The sequence below is a fragment of the Nocardia higoensis NBRC 100133 genome (assembly GCF_000308595.1).
GTDB classification, from domain to species: Bacteria; Actinomycetota; Actinomycetes; order Mycobacteriales; family Mycobacteriaceae; genus Nocardia; species Nocardia higoensis.
On the sequence record NZ_BAGA01000132.1, the window covers coordinates 24259 to 45671 of the forward strand.

Sequence of the window (21413 nt, forward strand, 5' to 3'; positions counted from 1 at the left end):
TCAGGATCGGTGGGCTTCGGCCCAGGCGGTGGTCAGGACGTGGCCGATGCGGGCGAGGGCGCGGTCGGAGGTCATGCGCCAGTGGGTGGCGGATACGGCGTGGTTGTGGACGGTGCCGTCTACGGCTTCGGCCCAGGTCGCCGCGCCGGTGGCGCCGGTGGGGTCGTCGTGGGCGGCGGTGAAGTAGAGGAGGTTGCCCTTGTAGCGGCGGGGGCGGTAGCGGGTGAGCAGGTCGAGGGAGCGGGCGCCTTCGGCCAGCAGGCGCGTGAGGCGGTCGGGACCGAAGGAGGCAAACGGTTCGGGGAGGTCCGCGATCAGGGCGGCCAGGCGTCGGGAGTCCCAGTCCGACGGGTCGAAGTCGGCGCCGAGGACGGCCTCGAGTTCGGCGGTGGGTTCTCCCAGCAGGCCGCCGACCAGGTCGGCTACCGGGACGGTGGAGACGGCGATCGGCCCCACGATCCGGGGGCTGTCCATCATGGCGAGGGTGGCGACGTACTGGCCCTCGTCCTGGAGCTGGATGGCGATGGCGTGGGCCAGGGCGCCGCCGAGTGACCAGCCGAGGAGGTGGTAGGGGCCCTCGGGCTGGACGGCACGGATCTCGCGCACGTAGCGGCGGGCCAAGTCGTCGATCGAATCCGGCAGGGGTTCGGCCGAATTCAGTACCGGCGACTGGAGGCCGTAGATGTCGCGGTCGGCGTCGATATGGGCGGCCAGACCCGCGAACGACCAGGCGACGCCGCCTGCGGGGTGGACGCAGAACAGGGGTTCGCCGGTGCCACCGGTGCGCAGCGGGAGCAGCACGTCGAAGGCGGCGTCCTCGTCGAGCCGGCCGCGGCCCGCGCGTGCTCGTTCGAGCTGGGCGACCAGGCCGGCAGGCGTCGGGGCCGAGAACAGCCACAGCACGGGGATGCGCTCCCCCAGCACTTCGGCCAAGCGGGTCGCCAGGCGGGTGGCGAGCAGGGAGTTGCCGCCTCGTTCGAAGAAGTTGTCGTCCAGGCCGATTCGGTCCGCGCGCAGCAGTTCGGCGAACGTCGCGCAGACAGCGCTCTCCAGTTCTGTCGCCGGCGCGCGGTATTCGCGTTCACGGAGTTGCGGGCGCGGCAGGGCGGCGCGGTCGAGTTTGCCGTTGGCGTTGCGCGGCAGGGCGTCCATGGGCAGCAGGGCGGCGGGCACCATGTAGCTGGGCAAGGACCGGGCCAGCGCCGCGCGCAGCTCCTCGGGGTCCAGCGTCGGCACCTTATCGACGGCACCCGCGGTGACCTCGGCGCCCTCCCGATCGCCTGCCCGCGAGGGATCGAGCAGGGTGTAGTAGCCGACCAGTATCGCGTCGGCCGCGCCGGAGTCGTGGGCGAGGACTGCGGCCTCGCCGACGGCCGGGTGGGCGCGCATGGCGTGCTCGATCTCGGCGAGTTCGATGCGGTAGCCGCGCACCTTGACCTGGAAGTCGCGGCGCTGGACGAAGACCAGCTGACCGTCGGCGGTCCAGCGGACCATGTCGCCGGTGCGGTAGAGGCGGCTGCCGGGCTCGCCGAAGGGATCGGCGACGAAGCGGTCGGCGGTGAGATCGGGCCTGCCGTGGTAGCCGCGGGCCAGCTGCGCGCCGCCGAGGTAGAGCTCGCCGACGACGCCGGTCGGGACCGGGTGCAGACGGTCGTCGAGGACGTAGACGCGGGTGCCAGCCTCGGGGGTGCCGATCGGGGCGACCGCGCCGGGATCACCGGCGCCGGTGCGGTATCTGGTGACCGAGACCGCGGCCTCGGTGGGGCCGTAGAGGTTGTCCAGGCGGGCGGCGGTCAGGGCGGCGGCGCGGTGCACCGTCTCGGCGGGCAGGGGCTCGCCGATCACCAGCAGCCTGCGCAGCGCGGCGGGGAGCGGGCCCTCGCTGACCTCGGTGAGCATGGCCAGCTGTGAGGGCACCAGGGTGAGGGTGGTGACCTCGGTGCGGGCGATCAGGTCCAGCAGGCCCTGCGGGTCGCGGTGCGCGCCTTCGGGGGCGAGCACCAGGGCGGCGCCGGTGCGCGGTGCCAACCAGAACTCCCAGACCGAGAGGTCGAAGGCGGCGGAGGTGTGCAGCAGGACGGCGTCGTCGGTGGTCAGGCCGTATTCGGACTGCATCCACTCGAGCTGGTGGGTGACCGCGGCCTGCGGGACCACCACGCCCTTGGGTGTGCCGGTGGAGCCGGAGGTGAAGATGATGTAGGCGGCGTCCTCGGGGCGAGCCGGGCGGGTCGATTCATACGGACGCACCGGGTGCGGGCTGATCTCGGCGCCGATGACCGCGGCGGTGTCGATGTCGAGCACGATCTCGTGCGCGCGCACGCTCTCGGGCAGCATCGGGTTGCTCGCGGAGATCAGCACCAGCGCCGGGTCCGCGGCCGCCAGGACCGCGGAGGTGCGCTCGAGCGGGTGCGCCGGGTCCAGCGGGACGTAGGCGGCGCCCGCGGTGAGCACCGCGTACATGGCGGTCAGGAGTTCGGTGCTGCGCGGAATGGCCAGCGCCACCACGGTTTCCGGGCCGATACCGCGAGCGATGAGCACTCGTGCGAGGCGGTTGACGCCTGCGGCGAACCGGGCGTAGGTCAGGGTACGGTCGCCGTCCACGACGGCGATCGCGTCGGGGGTGCGGGCGGCTTGCGCGTGGAATCCGGCGGCCAGCGTGCCGGACGCGCAGAACCGGTCGGGCTGGTTCCAGCCGTGCACGATGCGTTCGGTTTCGGCGGCGTCGAGCAGCGGGAGATCGCCGACCGGGGTGTCCGGGGCGGCGAGGACCGCGGTGAGCAGGCGCCGCAGGCGGCCGGCGATATTGGCGACGGTCGATTCGTCGAACAGGGCGGTCGCGTAGGTGATGGCGGCATCCATGCCCGCGGGTGTGCCGTCGGGGGTGTGCCGGTCGGTCACCACCAGGTGCAGGTCGAACTGGGAGACCTCGGTGTCGAAATCGACCGCTGTGGCCGTGATTCCGTCGAGGTCGACGTCGGCTTCGGCCTGGTTGTGGAAGGAGAAGCCGACCTGGAACAGCGGGTGGCGGGCGGTGGAGCGTTCCGGGTTGACGACCTCGACGAGGCGCTCGAAGGGGATGTCGGCGTGCGCGAAGGCGGCCAGGTCGGCCGCACGCACCCGGGCGAGCAGGTCGGTGAAGCTCGCCGCGGGTTCGACACGGGCGCGCAGCACCAGGGTGTTGACGAACATGCCGACCACGTCGTCGAGTTCGGCCGCGCCGCGACCGGCCACCGGGGTGCCCACGGCGATGTCGTCGGTGCCGGAGAGCCTGGCCAGCAGGACCGCGAAGGCGGCGTGCACGACCATGAACGGGGTCGCGCCGTGGGCGCGGGCCAGTTCGGTGAGAGCGGCGTGGGTGGCGGCGTCGACGGTGAAGTCGACGTGCCTGCCCCGGGTGGACGCGACGGCCGGGCGCGGCCGGTCGGTGGGCAGCGGGAGCTGGGCGGGCAGGTCGGTGAGGGTGTCGAGCCAGAACCGCAGCTGGCGGGAGACCAGCGAGTCCGGGTCGTCCTCGGCGCCGAGCAGGGCGCGCTGCCAGAGGCTGAAATCGGCGTACTGCACGGGCAGCGGGGTCCATGCGGGAGCGTGACCGCGACGGCGCGCGGCGTAGGCGACCATCACGTCGCGGGCCAGCGGAGCGAGTGAGGATCCGTCGGCGGCGATGTGGTGCATCACGACGACCAGGACGTGCTCGTCGGCCTGGGACCGGTGCTGCGCTCCGGCCGCCGCGGCACGGTCGCCGACCGGTGCGGCTTCGGTGTCCGCGTGGGTCTCGTCGGCGGGATCGGTGCCGGTGAACGGGCGGAACAGCCGGGCGCGCAGCGGCGGGGCGTCGGTGACGTCGAAGCCGGCGCCGACGAAATCGAGGACGGCGGTGGGCAGGTCGTCGACGGCGACCGGGATGGGGACGAGCACCGGGATGCCGGCCCGGTCGACCGGCAGGACGACCTGGACCGGTTCGCCGTCGCGTTCGGGGTAGACGGTGCGCAGGACTTCGTGCCTGGCCACCACATCGGCGACGGCGGCGCCCAGCGCGGCCACATCGAGTTCGCCGGTGAGGCGGACCGCCAGCGGGATGTTGTAGGCGGTGGACTGGTGGTCGAGGCGGTTGAGGAACCACATGCGCTGCTGGGCGAGCGAGAGCGGGACGGCTTCGTCCGCCGCGCGGGTGCGGGCGGTCAGCCGGGGCCGGGCGGTCTCTCCCGCCTCGGCGAGGGCGGCGGCCAGGTCGGCGACGGTGCTGTGTTCGAAGACGGTGCGGACGCCGACGGAGACGGACAGGGCCGTACCGAGGCGGGCGGCGACCTGGGTGGCGGTGAGCGAGTTGCCGCCGCGGGCGAAGAAGTCGTCGTCGAGACCGACTTCCCCGGCGGGCAGGCCGAGCACCTCGGCGAACACCGCCGCGACCGCGACCTGGGCCGCGGTTTCCGGAGCGCGGAAGGCGGCGGCCTGGAACACCGGTTCGGGCAGGGCGTCGCGGTCGAGTTTGCCGACGGGGGTGAGCGGCATGCGGTCGAGGACGACGACGGCGGCGGGCACCATGTAGGCGGTCAGCGAGCGGGCGGCGTGCGCGGTGAGCTCGGCCGGGTCGAGGTGGCGGCCGGGCTCGGCGACCACATAGGAGACCAGCGAGACCGTGCCGTCGGGGCCGGTGTGGCCGAGGGTGACGGCTTCGCGAACGCTTTCGTGCGCGGAGAGCACGGCGTCGATCTCGCCGAGTTCGATGCGCAAGCCACGGACCTTCACCTGGTGGTCGGTGCGGCCGAGGTACTGCAGCGCGCCTCCGGCGGTCCAGCGCGCCAGATCTCCTGTGCGATAGAGCCTTTCGCCGGAGGTCCCGTACGGGTCGGCGACGAATCGCTCGGCCGTGAGGCCGGGGCGGGCGTGGTAGCCGCGGGCCAGGCCCGCGCCGCGCAGATAGAGCTCACCGGCCACGCCCGCGGGCACCGGGCGCAGACCTGCGTCCAGGACGACGGCCGACATATTGGCCAGCGGCACACCGAGTTCCACCGGGTGGCCGGGCAGCAGCGCGGGGCTGACGGTGGCGACGATGGTGGTCTCGGTGGGGCCGTAGCCGTTGTGCACGGCGCGGCCGGGCGCCCAGGTGTCCACCGCGTCCTGGCCGAAGCCCTCGCCGCCGATGATCAGGTGGCCGAAGGCGGGCAGACGGGCGGGGTCGAGAGTCCGCAGCACCGACGGGGTGATGAAGGCGTGGGTGACCTCGTTGGCAGCCATGAACTCGGTGAGTTCGTCGCCGCCGAACACCTCGGGCGGGGTGAGGAACAGCGTGCCGCCTTCGACGAGCGCGAGCAGGAGTTCCAGCATGGCGGCGTCGAAGCTCGGGGAGGCGACGCCGAGCACCCGGGCGTTCGCGGTGACGGCGTAGCGGTCGCGTTGGGTGCGGGCGACGCCGGCGATGCCCGCGTGGGTGACCAGCGCGCCCTTGGGCAGACCGGTGGAACCGGAGGTGTAGATCATCCAGGCCGGGTTGGCGATGCGCACCGGGCGCACGAGTTCGCCGGTGGCGATCGGAGCCGGACTGGTGTGGCGCAGCCGGGTCGCCGTCGCGGGGGCGTCCAGCACCACCCATTCGGTGTCACCGGGCAGGGCGGCGCGGGCGGAGCCGACGGTGAGGCCGAGGACCGCGCCGGAGTCGGCGAGCATGTGGGCGATGCGGTCGGGCGGGTAGGTGGGGTCGACCGGGACGAAGGCGGCGCCGGTCCTGGCCACCGCCCACAGCGCGAGCTGGAAGCGGGCCGAGCGCGGGATGGCGAGGGCGACGATGTCCTCGGCGCCGATGCCGTGGCCGATGAGCATCCTGGCCAGGCGCGCGGACTGCTCGTCCAGTTCGCGGTAGGTCAGACGGGTTTCGCCGTCGACGACCGCGAGGCCGTCGGGGTTCGCCGCGACCGCGCCGGCCAGCATGTCGGCCAGGGTGCACGGCGGGGTCGTCGGGCCGTAGCGGTCGAGCAGGTCGGCGCGTTCGCCCGGTGCGAGCAGTTCGGCGGCGCCGACCGGCTGGTCCGGATGACCGGTGAGCGCGCCGAGCAGGCGGCCGAAGCGGCGCAGCAGGCCGGCGGCGGTGGACTCGTCGAACAGGTCGGCGGCGTACTCGATTTCGACGGGCAGGTGACCGTCGGCGTCGGGTTCGTCGGCCAGGGTGAACTGGAGGTCGAAGCGGGCGACGGTTTCGTCGAAGTCGACCGGGGCGAGTTCGAGGCCGGGCACGGTGACGGCGCCGGACTCCATGTTCTGGTAGTTCAGCACCACCGTGAACAGCGGATGGCGGGCCGGGCTCGCGGTGACGCCCAGTTCCTCCACCACTCGTTCGAACGGCACGGTGGCGTGCGAGAACGCTTGCAGATCGGCGGTTCTGGTGGCCTCGATCAGGCTGTCGAAGCTCTGTGCCGGGGCGAGGTGGGTGCGCAGGGTCAGGGTGTTGACGAACATGCCGACGAGGTCGTCGAGGGCGGCCTCGCCACGACCGGCGACGGGGGTGCCGACGGCGATGTCGCCGGAGCCGGACAGCCGGGCCAGCAGCACCGCGAGCGCGGCGTGCACGACCATGAACGGGGTCGCGTCGTGGCGGCGGGCCAGGTCGGCGATCCTGGCCCCCAAGTCGCCGCCGAGCCTGCCACGCACGGTCGCGCCGCGCTTGGCGGCCACCGGCGGGCGGGGCCGGTCGGTGGGCAGCGCCAGTTCCTCGGGCAGGCCGCGCAATGTCTCGCGCCAGAAGGCGAGTTCGCGGTCGGCGACCGCGTCCACCGCCGCGGCCTGCCACAGGGCGTAGTCGGCGTACTGGGCGGACAGTTCCGGCCAGGCCGGCTCGGCACCCGCGACGCTCGCGAAGTAGGCGGCCATGAGGTCGCGCAGGAGCGGGCGCAGGGAGAAGCCGTCGGTGGCGAGGTGGTGCAGGACGGCGACGAGCACCCGGCTGTCCACGCTCTCGCGCAGCAGCACGGCGCGCACCGGGACCTCTGTGGTGACATCGAAGCCGGCGCCGAGGAATTCGGCGACGCGGGCCTGGAGACGATCCGGCTCGACGTCCTCGACGGTCAGGCGGACGGGGTGCTCGCTCGCGGGCAGGATCACCTGGCGGCCGGCGCCGTCCGGGCCTTGCGGGTAGTAGGTGCGCAGCGATTCGTGGCGGGCGACGACGGCGGCGAAGGCCGCGGCGAGCCGGTCCTCGTCGATCTCGCCGGTCAGGCGCATCGCGACCGGGATGTTGTGTGCCGGGGAGTCCGGATCGAGGCGGTTGAGGAACCACATGCCGCGCTGGACCGGGGCGAGCGGCAGCACCTCCGGGCGGGGACCCGCGACCAGCGGGACCACCGCCGGGCCGGTGTCGCCGTCGGCGGTGAGCGCGGCGGCCAGGCCTGCCACGGTCGGCTGCTCGAACAGCAGGCGGACCGGTACCCGCCTGCCGAGGCGCTCGCCGATGCGGGCCAGGACCCGGGTGGCGCTGAGCGAGTTGCCGCCCAGGTCGAAGAAGCTGTCGTCGACGCCCGCGCCGGTCACGCCGAGCACCTCGGAGAAGGCCTGGGCGACGAGGCGTTCGGCCGCGGTGACCGGGGCACGGTAGTCGCCGGAGTCGAAGACCGGTTCGGGCAGGGCGGAGCGGTCCAGCTTGCCGGAGGTGTTGAGCGGGAACTCCTCGACCGTCAGCAGGGCCGAGGGGATCATGTACGCGGGCAGCGCGGCGTGGGCGGCGGCGCGGGCTCGCTCGACCAGCCGCGCGGGGTCGGCCGCGCCCGCGCGCACCGTCGCGGCGTTATCACCGGGCACGGCGAGGCCTGCGGTCTCGGCACTGGCGCCTGCCCGCACGGCAGCGTCGGGTGCGGCGTCCATCCCGGCCGCGTGGTTTCCGCCGGGCAGCAGGTACCCGACCAGATGGTCGCCGATCACGCGGGCCGCGGCCTGAGCGACGCCGGGGACCGCGGCCAGCACGGCTTCGATCTCGCCGAGTTCGATGCGCTGGCCGCGGAACTTCACCTGGAAGTCGGTGCGGCCCAGGTAGACCAGTTCGGCGGTGTCGCCGTGGGTCTCCCAGCGCACCAGGTCGCCGGTGCGGTACATGCGCTCGCCGGAACTCCCGAAGGGGTTGGCGACGAAGCGGTCGGCGGTGAGGGCGGGGCGGCCGTGGTAGCCGCGGGCCAGCTGGATGCCCGCCAGGTACAGCTCGCCCGCCACGCCGGGGAGGGTGGGGCGCAGGCGCGAGTCCAGCACGTAGACGCGGCTGTTCCACTCGGGGTTGCCGATCGGCATGACCACGCGCTCGGTCTCGCCGGTGACCTCGCGGTAGGTGATGCTCACCGCCGCCTCGGTCGGGCCGTACAGGTTGTGCAGGGCGGCGGAGCTGATCGCGCCGAACGCGCGGACGGTCTCGGCGGCCAGCGCCTCGCCGATCACGAACACCATCCGCAACTGCCCGAGCGCGGCGGTATCGCCCGACTCGGCCACGTGACCGGCGAAGACGCCGAGCATGGTCGGCACGAAGTCGGTGACGGTCACGCCGTAGGCGCCCATCACCTCGGCGAGGTAGGCGGGGTCGCGGTGGCCCTCGGGGGTGGCCAGGACCACGGTGGCGCCGACGCGCAGCGGCAGGAAGTAGCCCCACAGCGAGACGTCGAAGGTGGTGGCCGTCTTCTGCAGGTACACATCGTCGGCGTCGAGCCGGTACTGCGACTGCATCCAGGTGACCTGGTTGACGATCGCGGCGTGGGAGATGCTGACGCCCTTGGGCTTTCCGGTGGAGCCGGAGGTGAAGACGACGTAGGCGGGGTGCTCCGGGGTGAGCGGCGCCGGGCGTTCATGGGCGGCGATCGGCTCGTCGGAGTACGCGGACGGGTCGATGCCGTCGACGGCGACGATCGGGCCCGCGTAGTCGAAGGCCACCGCGTCGCGGTCGGCGGTCAGCAGGGCGGCCGGGGCGGCGGTCTCGAGGATGTGGGCGATGCGCAGCGGCGGGTGGTCGGGGTCGATCGGCACGTACGCGCCGCCCGCCTTGAGCACCGCGTACATGGCGACGACCAGATCGACGGAGCGCCGGATTCCCAGGGCCACCAGACTTTCCGGGCCGACGCCGAGGGCGATCAGGTGGCGGGCCAGCTGGTTGCCACGGCGGTCGAGTTCACCGTAGCTCAGCACGATGGCGGGTGAATCGTCGTCGGGAACGTAGACCAGCGCCGGGTCGTCCGGGGTGGCGGCGGCCTGGGCCTCGAACTCGTCGAGCAGCAGTTCGGCCAGCGGCGCGGTGTGCGCGGAGTCGTTCCACTCGGTGACCACGCGGCGCAACTCCCCCGGGCCGAACAGGTCGATGTCGCCGACCGGGACGTCGCGGTCGGTCGCCACCGCGGCCAGCAGCCGCAGGTAGCGCTCGGCCATGGTGCGCACGGTCGGCTCGTCGAACAGGTCGGTGGCGTAGGTGAAGCGCAGTGATCGCTCGGCGACGGTCAGTTGCAGGTCGAAGCGGGAGACCTCGTGGTCGATGCGGTATTCGGCGACGGTGACGCCGGACAGTTCGACGGAGATCGGCGCCAGGTTCTGGAAGAACAGCGCCACCTGGAACAGCGGGTGCCTGGCTTCCGAGCGCGGCGGGTCGAGCACCTCGACGAGGCGCTCGAAAGGGACCTCGGCGTGGGCGAAGGCGTCGAGGTCGCCCTCGCGGACCCGGCGCAGCACGGTGTCGAAGGTGTCGGCGCCGGTGATCTCGGTGCGCAGCACCAGGGTGTTGACGAACATGCCGACCAGGTCGTCGAGGCTCCGATGGCCGCGACCGGCGATGGGGGCGCCGATCGCGATGTCGCCGGTGCCGGACAGCCGGGCCAGCAGCACGGCCAGCGCGGCGTGCACGACCATGAACGGGGTTGCCTCGTAGCGAGCGGCCACCGTCGCGATGGCGGTGTCGATGTCCTCGGGCAGTGGCACGACCACGCTCGCGGCGCGCTGGGAGGCCAGGGCCGGGCGCGGGCGGTCGGTGGGCAGGTCGAGCTGGGCGGGCAGACCGCGCAGGCGTTCGCGCCAGAAGCCGAGCTGGGCGGCGGCGAGAGAGTCCGGATCGGATTCGGCGCCGAGCAGATCGCGTTGCCACAGCGCGTAATCGGCGTACTGGACGGTGAGTTCGGGCCACGCCGGATCGGCGCCGGTCACGCGGGCGGTGTAGGCGGCGGCGAGGTCGCGGGCCAGCGGGCCCATCGAGTAGCCGTCGGCGGCGATGTGGTGTACCACCAGCGCGAGCAGGTGCTCGCGCTCGGAGAGGCGGGCCAGGCCGACGCGCAGCGGGACCTCGGCGGTCACGTCGAACGGCGTGGTCACGAAGGCGGTGAGCGCGGCCGCCGGGTCGGAGCCGTCGAGTTCGGCGATCTCCGGGGTGTGGCCGGGGGCGAGGATCAGCTGGTGACCGACGCCGTCGCGGTCGGGGTAGACGGTGCGCAGGGTCTCGTGCCGGTCGACGATATCGGCGACGGCCGCGGCGAGCGCATCCCGGTCGAGATCGCCGGCGAAGCGGATGGCGACCGGGATGTTGCCTGCCGTCTCCTCGGGGTCGAAGCGGTTGAGGAACCACATGCGCTGCTGGGCGGGCGAGAGCGGCAGCGGGTCCGGGCGCGGGCCTGCCAGCAGTTCCGGTCGCGGCGCGGACGCGGTGAATCCGGCTGCGCGCGCGGCCAATCCGGCGACGGTCGGGGCGTCGAAGAGCAGGCGGACGGGCAGGTCGGTGGACAGTTCCGCGCCGAGGCGGGCCACAGCCCTGGTGGCACTGAGGGAGTTGCCGCCCAGGGCGAAGAAATCGTCGTCCGCGCCGAGCCGGTCGAGGCCGAGCACTTCGGCGAAGACGGCGGCGACGGTGCGCTCGGCGTCGGTGTCGGGAGCGCGGTAGGTCGCGGCTTCGAACACCGGCTCCGGCAGCGCCTTTCGATCGAGCTTGCCGGAGGAGTTCAGCGGGAATTCCTCGAGCGTCACGAAGGCCGCGGGGACCATGTAGGCGGGCAGGCGGTCGGACAGGGCGGCGCGCACCGAGTCCGTGCGCGCCGCGACAGCCCGGCCCGCATCGGCGACGGGCGTCGCCGCAGCGGCGACCTCACGCGGTGTCGTCGTCCCGGTCGACGCGGCGTTGCGCCGCTCCGCGGTGACCAGATAGGCGACCAGCATGTCGTCGCCCGCGGCGGAGGGGCGCACGACGACGGCGGCGCGGTCGATGCCGGGCAGCGCGGTCAGGGCGGACTCGATCTCCCCGAGCTCGATGCGCAGGCCACGCAGTTTCACCTGGAAGTCGGTGCGGCCCAGGTAGTCGAGTTCGCCTTCGGGAGTCCAGCGGACCAGGTCGCCGGTGCGGTACATGCGGGTGCCCGCTGGTCCGTACGGGTCGGCGACGAAGCGGTCGGCGGTCAGGTCGGGGCGGGCGACGTAGCCCAGGGCCAGCTGGTCGCCTGCCAGATAGAGCTCGCCGGGGACGCCGACGGGCACGGGACGCAGGCGGGCGTCGAGGACGAGCAGGCGGGTGTTGAAGACCGGGCGGCCGATCGGGACGGTGTCGACGTCGGCGTCGGTGACCTCGTGGAAGGTGACGTCGACGGCGGCCTCGGTGGGGCCGTAGAGGTTGTGCACACGGGTCCCCAGGACCGTGCGGGCGCGCTGGGCGGTGGGGGCGGGCAACGCCTCGCCGGAGGCGAACACCCGGCGCAGGCCGCGGCAGTCGCGTGCTTTCGGCTCGGCGAGGAAGACCGCGAGCAGGGACGGCACGAAGTGCGCGGTGGTGACGGACTCGGCGGCGATCAGCGCGGCCAGGTAGGCGGGGTCGCGGTGGCCGTTGTGGCGGGCCAGGACCAGGCGGGCGCCGACCTGCAGCGGCCAGAAGAACTCCCACACCGACACGTCGAAGGTGGCGGGGGTCTTCTGCAGGACGGTGTCGTCCGGGCGCAGGCCGTAGCGGTCCTGCATCCACACCAGCCGGTTGACGATCGCGGCGTGCGAGACCGCGACGCCCTTCGGCCTGCCGGTCGAACCGGAGGTGAAGATGACGTAGGCCGGGTGCTCCGGGCGCAGCGGCGCGGTGCGGTCCGCGTCGGTGACCGGGCCGTCGCCGAATCCGCTCAGGTCCAGCCGGTCGAGACGCACCTGGGGCGCGGACCCGGCGGGCAGGTCCTCCCCCGCTGTCAGCACGCAGATCGGTTGCGCGGTCCGCAGCACGTACTCGGTGCGCTCGGCCGGGTGCTCCGGATCGAGCGGGACGTACGCGCCACCGGCCAGGGTGACCGCGTACATGGCGGTGACCAGGTCGGCCGAGCGGCGCATGCCCAGCGCGACATACGCGCCCGGACCCACGCCCCGGGCGACCAGCCAACGCGCGAGTCGCCTCGCACGCCCGGCGAGTTCGCCGTAGGTCAGCTCCGCGCGCGCGGACTGCGAACGGGCGGATTCCGGATGCGCGGAGTCGGTGTCGGCGTGCCCGGGCTCGGCGAGCGGGGAGGCGCCGGGGCGCAGGGCATGGTGCTCGATGTCGTCGCCGGTGCGGTCCCGGTCACCGAGGACAGAGCTCTCGAAGGTGAGGGCGATGGCGGACGGGGTGCGGGCGACCTGGCGATCGAACAGCGAGGCGAGGGTGTCGTCGGGAGCGGCGATCGGATGGGTGGTGTCGTTCCAGTGCGACAGGACCAGGGCACGTTCGGCCGGGTCGAGCAGTTCGATGTCGCCGACCGGGCGGGTCGGGTCGGCGACGGCGGATTCGAGCAGGCGGACCAGACGGTCGCCGAAGGAGAGCACGGTCGCCCGGTCGAACAGGTCGGTGGCGTAGCGCAGGACCGCGCGGACGGCCGTGGCGCCGCCCTGCTCGGCGCCGTGTTCGGCGAGCTCGAGGGCCAGGTCGAACTGGGCGATGCCGTTGTCCAGCGGGTACGGCGCGACCTCGAGGCCGGGCAGGCGCAGCACGGTGTCGTCGCGGTGCTCGTAGGTGAGCAGGGTCTGGACGATCGGCGAATGCGCCTGGGAGCGCACCGGGTTCAGTTCCTCGACGACGCGCTCGAAGGGCAGGTCGGCGTTGGCGAAGGCGCGCACGTCGATCTCGCGGACCCGGGTCAGCAGATCGGCGAAGGACCGGTCGGCGGGGACGGGGGTGCGCAGGACGACGGTGTTGACGAACATGCCGACGAGGTCGTCGAGGGCCGGTTCGGCACGGCCCGCGACGGGGGTGCCGATGGCGATGTCGTCGGTGCCTGCCAGGCGGGCGAGCAGGGCGGCGTAGGCGGCGTGCACCACCATGAACGACGAGACGCCGTGCGTGCGGGCAACTTCGGCGATGGCGGCGGTCAGTTCGGCGGAGAAGGCGAACTCGACCGTCGCGCCGCGACCGGAGGCCACCGGCGGGCGGGGGCGGTCGGCGGGCAGTTCGAGGACCGGGGCGAGGCCGGCGAGTTCGGCGCGCCAGTGCGCGCTCTGGCGCGCGAGCAGCGAGTCCGGGTCGGCGGGGTCGCCGAGCACGGCGTGCTGCCAGAGCGCGAAGTCGGCGTACTGCACCGGCAGCGGCTGCCACTGCGGGGACGCGCCCGAGGTGCGGGCGGCGTAGGCGGTCATCAGATCGCGGGCCATCGGGGCGATCGAAACGCCGTCGGCGGCGATGTGGTGGACGACCACGACGAGCACGTGCTCACCCGGGGCCACGCGCAGCAGCCGGGCACGGATCGGCAGGGTGGTACGCAGATCGAAACCGGCGGAGAGGAATTCGAGAACTGCCTGCCGCGGTTCGGCGGCGTCGACCGGGGTGAGGTCCGGGTGCGGGGCCCGCTCCTGGATCACCTGGTGCGGGCCCTCGGCATCGGCGGGGAACAGCGTCCTCAGCGATTCGTGCCGGTCGACCACGTCGGCGAAGGCGGATTCCAGTGCGGCGGTGTCGAGGTCACCGGTGAGCCGGATGGTGAGCGGGATGTTGTAGACCGGCGAGTCCGGGTCGAGGCGGTTGAGCAGCCAGATCCGGGTCTGGGCGTGCGAAAGCGGAATACGGGCCGGGCGTGGGGCGGCGGCCAGGGCGGGGCGCGCCGCGGCCGGGCCGGTGTCGGCGATCCGGGCGGCGAGCGCGGCCACGGTGGGCGCCTCGAAGATCTCGCGGACGGTGAGCGCGATGTCCAGCGCGGCATTCGCGCGGGCGACCAGGCGCATGGCCAGCAGCGAGTTGCCGCCGAGGGCGAAGAAATCGTCGTCGGCGCCGACTCGAACACCGCCGCCGAGCAGGTCGGCGATCAGGCCCGCGAGCACGGTCTCGACCCCGGGGCGCGGGGCCCGGTAGGCGGTGGTGGCGGTGGTGAACTCGGCGGGCGGCAGGGCCTTGCGGTCGAGCTTGCCGACGGTGGTCAGCGGCAGCGCGTCCAGCACGACCAGGTGCGCGGGCACCATGTATCCGGGCAGGTGCTCGCGCACCTCGTCGAGCACGGCTTCGGCGCCGAGATCCGCGCCGCTGACGTAGCCGACGAGCGCGTCGCGGCCCGCCGCGTCGGTGGCGACCAGGACGGCGGCATTGGTCACCCCGGGCACGGCGGCCAGCGCGGCCTCGATCTCGCCGAGTTCGATGCGCTGGCCGCGCAGCTTGATCTGGAAGTCGTTGCGGCCCAGATAGACCAGATCGCCGTCGGCGTTCCAGCGGACCAGGTCGCCGGTGCGGTACATGAGCCGTCCCGGTACGCCGAACGGGTCGGCGACGAAGCGTTCGGCGGTCAGCCCGGTGCGGCCCTGGTATCCGCGCGCGAGCTGGTCACCGGCCAGATACAGCTCGCCGGGCACGCCGGTCGGCACCGGCCGCAGCCGGGCGTCGAGGACATAGACACGGGTGTTCCAGCACGGCCGGCCGATCGCCAGTTCGCGTGCCTCGGCCCCGTCGCCCCGGGGCAGGTCGGCGTCGGTGAACTCGTGGTAGACCGCCGAGATGGCGGCCTCGGTGGGGCCGTAGGCATTGTGCACTGTGCCGTCGAACACGCCGCGCAGGGCGGCGAGCAGGTCGGGGGTGAGCGCTTCGCCGCCGCAGTGCAGGTGCCGGAAGGAAGCCAAGGCGTCGCCCATGCCTTCGCCGATGAGCGCGGCCAGCACCGAGGGCACGTATTCGGCGATGGTGATCCGGTGTTCGCGCAGCAGGCCGGCGAAGTAGGCGAGGTCGAGATGCCCGCCGGGCGCGGCGATCACCAGCGGGGCGCCGACCGCGATCGGCAGGAAGCACTCCCAGACCGAGACGTCGAAGGTCAGCGGGGCGCGTTGCAGGATGCGGTCCGCGCCGGTCACCTCGTAGCGGTGTTCGAGCCAGCGCAGCTGGTTCATGATGGCGCGGTGGGTCACCGCGACGCCCTTGGGGCGGCCGGTGGAGCCGGAGGTGAACAGGATGTAGGCGAGGTTGTCCGGGCGCAGCTCGGCTCTGCGGTCGTCGTCGCCGACCGGGCGGGCCGGGTAGCCGGACAGGTCGAGGTCCGCGAGGACGACCGCGCGCACGCCGGGCAGCGGCGGCAGTTCCGCGCCGCCGACCACCAGCACCAGGGCGGGCCGGGCCTCCTCGACGATCCGGGTCAGGCGGTCGGCCGGATGCGCGGGGTCCAGCGGCAGGTAGGCGCCGCCGGCGCGCACGATCGCGAACATGGCCACGAGCATGTCCACCGAGCGCAGCGCGGCCAGGCCGACCACGGTCTCGGGGCCGACGCCCGCCTCGATGAGGTGGTGCGCCAATCGGTTCACGCGCTCGGCCAGCTCGCCGTAGGTGTACGACGCGCCTTCGAAGGTGACCGCGCGGCCGTGCGGGTCGGCGTCGGCGCGCACGGTCAGCAGATCGTCGAGGGTTTCCTCGGGCAGCTGCCGCCCGGTCGCATTGCGCTCCGACAGCAGCAGGCCCCGTTCGGCCACCGACATGAGTTCCACGTCGCCGACCGGGGTGCGGATGTCGCGAACCATCGCCCGCAGCATCCGCTCGAAGCCGGCGAGGAAGCCGGTGACGGTGCGCTCGTCGAACAGGTCGAGGGCGTAGTGCAGGTAGATGTCGATGCCCGCGGGCGCGCCGTCGGCGTCGTGGTGGTCGGTCAGGGTCCAGTCCATGTCCAGCTGGATGGGCGCGGGCCCGACCTCGAGTGCGCCGATCTCCAGCTCATGCAGGCGGACCTGCGGCTTCGCCTGGTTCTGCAGCGTGAGCGCGACCTGGTAGAGCGGCGAATGCGCTTGCGAGCGGACCGGATTGACCACGTCGACCAGCTGCTCGAAGGGCACGAGCGCGTGGTCGAAGGCGGCCAGGTCGGTGCGGCGGACCGACTCGACCAGATCGGCCAGGGTGGCTTCGGGGCGCACCCGGGTGCGCAGCACGAGGGTGTTGACGAACATGCCGACCAGCTCGTCGAGCGCCTGGTCGCCGCGGCCCGCGACGGGAGCGCCGATCACGACGTCGTCGGTGACGGCGAGGCGGCTGAGCAGGGCGGCCAGTGCCGTGTGCAACACCATGAACGGGGTCGCGCGGTGGGCGGCGGCCAGATCCTGGATGCCGCGGTGCAGGTCGGCATCGAGGCGGCCGGTGACGGCGCCGCCGCGGGTGCTCGCCACGGCGGGGCGGGGGCGGTCGGCGGGCAGGGTGATGACGTCGGGCAGGTCGTCGAGCTGTGTTGTCCAGTAGGCCAATTGACGCGACAGCACCGATCCGGCCTCGGTCGCCTCGCCCAGGGCGCGGCGCTGCCAGCAGGCGAAGTCCGCGTACTGGACCGGCAGTGGGGACCAGGCAGGCGGGTCGCCGGCGCGGCGGGCGAGGTAGGCGGTGGCCAGGTCGCGGGTCAGCGGGGCGAAGGACCAGCCGTCGGCGGCGATGTGGTGCACGACGAACAGCAGCACGTGCTCGGGTCCGTCGGCGTCGAGCACGCGCAGCAGGCGCACCCGGACGGGCGCCTCGGCGGTGACGTCGAACGGCGTGGTCGCCGCGTGGACGACCAGCTCGGGCAGCTCCCGCGCGCGCACGGGGCGGGTGATCAGATCGATCGAGTGCGTGCCGACCGGCAGCACCACCTGATGGGCCGCGCCGTCGTGTTCGGGGTAGACGGTGCGCAGGGTCTCGTGCCTGGCGACCACGTCGGCGATGGCGGCTTCCAGGGCCGCCACGTCCAGTTCGCCGCTCAGGCGCAGGGCGAACGGGATGTTGTAGGCGCCCCCGCCGCTGTCGGCGCGACCCTGGTCGAAGCGGTTGAGGAACCACATGCGCTGCTGGGCGATCGACAGCGGGACGGGCGCGGTACGCTCGCCCGCCACCAGCGGCGGGAGCGCGGCACCGACGGTGTCGGATTTTCCTGTGGCGGAGTCGATCACGCGGGCCAGCTCGGCGACGGTCGGCGCGTCGAAGACCGCGCGCACCGGCACCGGGACACCGGACGCGGCGGTGAGGCGGGCGGCGAGCTGGGTGGCGACGAGGGAGTTGCCGCCGAGGGCGAAGAAGTCGTCGCAGGCGCCGATCCCGGTGCGGCCCAGCAGTTCGGCGAACACACCGGCCACCAGGATTTCGGCGGCGGTCACGGGGGCGCGGAAGTCGGCGGTGACCGGCGCCGGAGCGGGCAGGGCCTTACGGTCGAGCTTGCCGGAGGCGTTGACCGGCAGGGCGTCGAGGGTGACGACGGTGGTCGGCACCATGTAGGCGGGCAGGCGGTCGGCGAGGGCGGCGCGCACCGTGTCCTGGGTGAGCGGGCCGGCGGCGGCGGTGGTCGTGACCAGGTAGGCGACCAGCTGGTCACCGGTGCCGTGGTCGTCACGGACGAGAACGGCGGCTTGGGCTACGCCCGGCAGATCCAGCAGGGCGGTCTCGATCTCGCCGAGTTCGATGCGCAGGCCACGGATCTTCACCTGGAAGTCGGTGCGGCCCAGGTATTCCAGTTCGCCCGCGCGATTCCAGCGGACCAGGTCGCCGGTCCGGTACATGCGGTCGGCGGGGGCGGCGGAGAAAGGATCGGCGACGAAGCGGTCGGCGGTGAGGTCGGTGCGGCCGAGATAGCCGCGGGCCAGCTGGGCGCCGGCCAGGTAGAGCTCGCCGGGAACTCCGACGGGCACCGGGCGCAGGCGGGCGTCGAGCACGTAGACGCGGGTGTTCCAGACCGGTCGGCCCATGGCGACGGTGTGGGTGTCGGCGTCGGTGACCTCGTGTGCGGTGACCTCGACGGCGGCCTCGGTGGGGCCGTAGAGGTTGTGCACATGCACGCCGGTGAGTTCGCGCAGCTTGCGTGCGGTCACGGCGGGCAGCGCCTCGCCGGAGCAGAACACATGGCGCAGGGTGGTGGGCGCGGGGTCGCCGGTCGGGAACGCCTCGGCGAGGAAGACCGCGAGCATGGAGGGCACGAAGTGGGTGACGGTGACGCGCTCGGCGGCGACGAGGTCGGCGAGATAGCGTGGGTCGCGGTGGCCGTCGGGGGCGGCCAGCACCATGCGGGCGCCGACCTGCAGCGGCCAGAAGAACTCCGGCACCGAGACGTCGAAGGTGACCGGGGTCTTCTGCAGCAGCACGTCGTCGGGGCTCAACGAGACGTAGGCGGACTGCATCCAGCACAGCCGGTTCACGATGGCGGCGTGGTCGACGGCCACGCCCTTGGGGCGGCCGGTCGAGCCGGAGGTGAAGATGACGTAGGCGGTGTGCCGCGGGCGCAGCGGGACCGGGCGGTCGGCATCGGTCACCGTGGCCGCGGAGTAGCCGCTCAGGTCGAGGAGATCGATGCGGACCTGCTCGATACGAGTCCCGCTCGCGAGGTCGAGATCCTCGCCGGAGGTCAGGACGGCGACAGGACGGGCGGTGTCGAGCACGTGGCCGATGCGCTCGGCGGGATGATCGGGGTCGAGCGGGACGTAGCCGCCGCCGGCGACGACGACGGCATACATCCCGGTCACCAGGTCGAGGGAGCGGCGCATACCCAGGGCGACAAGGGAATCCGGGCCGACGCCGCGATCGATCAGGTAGCGGGCCAGCCGATTCACACGGACGGAGAATTCGCCGTAGGTGAGGGTGACGCCGTCGAAGCTCAGCGCGGGGCGCTCGGGGGTGCGGACAGCCTGCCGCTGGAACAGCGAGACCAGGGTGTCGGTGGCGGCGAGGGGGTGCGCGGTGTCGTTCCAGTCGCGCAGCACCCGGGCGCGTTCGGTCTCGTCGAGCAGTTCCACCTCGCCCACGCGGGTGTGGGGGGCGGTGGCGGCGGCGGTGAGGACGCGGGTGAGGTAGGTGGCGGCTGCGGCGGCGGTGGCCGGGTCGAACAGGTCGGTGGCGTAGCGCAGGCTGCCGGTCAGGCCGCCGGTGGCGGCGCTGTCGTCGATGATCAGGTGCAGGTCGAACTTGGCGCCGTCGTCGGGGACGGGCACGGGGCGCACGGTGAGGCCGGGCAGGGTGAGCGCCTCGTGCGCCTGCTCCCCCGCCGCGTAGCTGAGCATGACCTGGAAGAGCGGGTGCGCACCGCCGCTGCGGTCGAAGACCAGTTCGTCGACGATGCGCTCGAAGGGCAGTTCGGTATGGGCGAAGGCGGCGAGGTCGGCCTCGCGCACCTCGGCGACCAGCTGCTCCAGCGGCACGGCGGGGTCGACGCCGGTGCGCAGGACCACGGTGTTGACGAACATGCCGACCAGGGCGTCGAGTTCGCTACGGCCGCGGCCACCGACCGGGGAGCCGATGGCGATGTCGGCGCCCGCGCCGAGGCGGGACAGGGTGGCGGCGAAGGCGGCGTGCAGGACCATGAACAGGGTGGCGCCGCAGCGGGCGGCCAAGGCGCGCAGGCCCGCGGTGGTCTCGGCGTCGACGGTGATGTCGACGGCGCCGCCGCGCAGGGTGGGCCGCGCCGGGCGCGGGCGGTCGGCAGGCAGCGTCAGCTGAGCGGGCAGGCCCGCCAGCGTCGCGCGCCAGAAGCCGAGCTGCTGGTGGGCGAGGTCGCCCGCGCGCTCGGTGGAGCCGAGCAGTTCGTGCTGCCAGAGGCTGTAATCGGCGTACTGGACGGGCAATTCGTCCCACGCGGGGGCCCGGCCGTGCAGGCGGGCCGTGTAGGCGCGGACCAGGTCGGCGACCAGCGGGGGCATGGACAGGGCGTCGGCGGCGATGTGGTGGACGACGAACACCAGCACGTGTTCGGGGGCCGCCCCGGGGGCGGCGGGTTCGATGCCGAGCAGCGCGACGCGGGCGGGCAGTTCGGTGGTGACGTCGAAGCCGGTGCGCACGAGGGTGGCGACGGCGGCGGTCAGGCCCGCGTCCTCGACCGTCAGGCGGGCGAGCGCGAAACCGATGGTCGCGATGGGCAGCACGGACTGGAACGGACCGTCCGCGTCCTGCGGGAAGACGGTGCGCAGGGTCTCGTGCCTGTCGAGCACGTCGAGCACGGCCCGCTCCAGCGCGGGCACGTCCAGCTCGCCGGTGAGGCGCAGGACGGCGGGCAGGTTGTAGACGCTGTCGGCGCCGTCCTGCACCTCGACGCGGTTGAGGAACCACAGCCGCTGCTGGGCGGGCGAGAGCGGGATCCGGGCCGGGCGCTCGCGGCGGGTCAGGGCGGGGACCGTGGGAGCGCCGGCCTGTGCGGCGAACGGGCGGACCGCGTCGGCGAAGGCCTCGACCGTGGGCGCCTCGAACAGGGTGCGCACCGGGACGCGCGCGCCGCCCAGCGCGGCGCCGACGCGGGCGGTGACCTGGGTGGCGTCGAGCGAGCTGCCGCCGTGGGCGAAGAAGTCGTCGTCGAGTCCGGCGCGTTCGGCGCCGAGCACCTCGGCGAAGACCTCGGCGACCAGGACCTGCACCGGGTCGGTGGGGGCGCGGAACGCGGCGGCGCGCAGGGTCGGCGCGGGCAGGGCGCGGCGGTCCAGCTTGCCGCTGGTGTTGAGCGGGAACTCCGCCAGCGCGACCAGCGCGGTCGGCACCATGTAGGCCGGCAGGCGGCGGGTCAGCGCGGCGCGCAGGGCGTCGGTGTCGAGGGCCGCGCCGGGCGCGGGGACCACATAGCCGATCAGGTGCTCGCCCTGCTCACCCGACCACAGCCGGGCGGCGGCCTGGGCGACGCCTGCCTCGGCCAGCAGCGCGGTCTCGATCTCGGCGAGTTCGATGCGCTGGCCGCGGAACTTCACCTGGAAGTCCACCCGGCCCAGATAGATCAGTTCGCCCTCGGGGCTCCAGCGCACCAGATCGCCGGTGCGGTACATCCGTTCGCCGGCGAAGCCGAACGGGTTGGCGACGAACCGGTCGGCGGTCAGGTCGACGCGGCCGTGATAGCCGCGGGCGAGCTGATCGCCGGCCAGGTACAGCTCGCCCGGCACGCCGATCGGCGCCGGATGCAGGCGCGAATCCAGCACGTAGACCTGGCTGTTCCATTCCGGTTCGCCGATCGGCACCAGCGGTCCGTCGGCGACGGTGACCTCGCGGGCGGTGATCGAGACGGCGGCCTCGGTGGGGCCGTAGAGATTGTGCAGGCCGGCCG

The 21413-nt window shown here is 73.4% G+C and carries 1 protein-coding gene (running past one end of the window); it reads right to left on the minus strand.

All coding sequences use genetic code 11. The features are described 5' to 3' along the window. On the minus strand, positions 1–21413 hold the 3' portion of the coding sequence (locus ON26_RS34740) for a non-ribosomal peptide synthetase (protein WP_040798720.1). The gene runs 4483 nt beyond the window's last position; 21413 of the gene's 25896 nt are visible here — the last part of the coding sequence; the start codon falls outside the window, past its right edge; its stop codon occupies positions 1–3.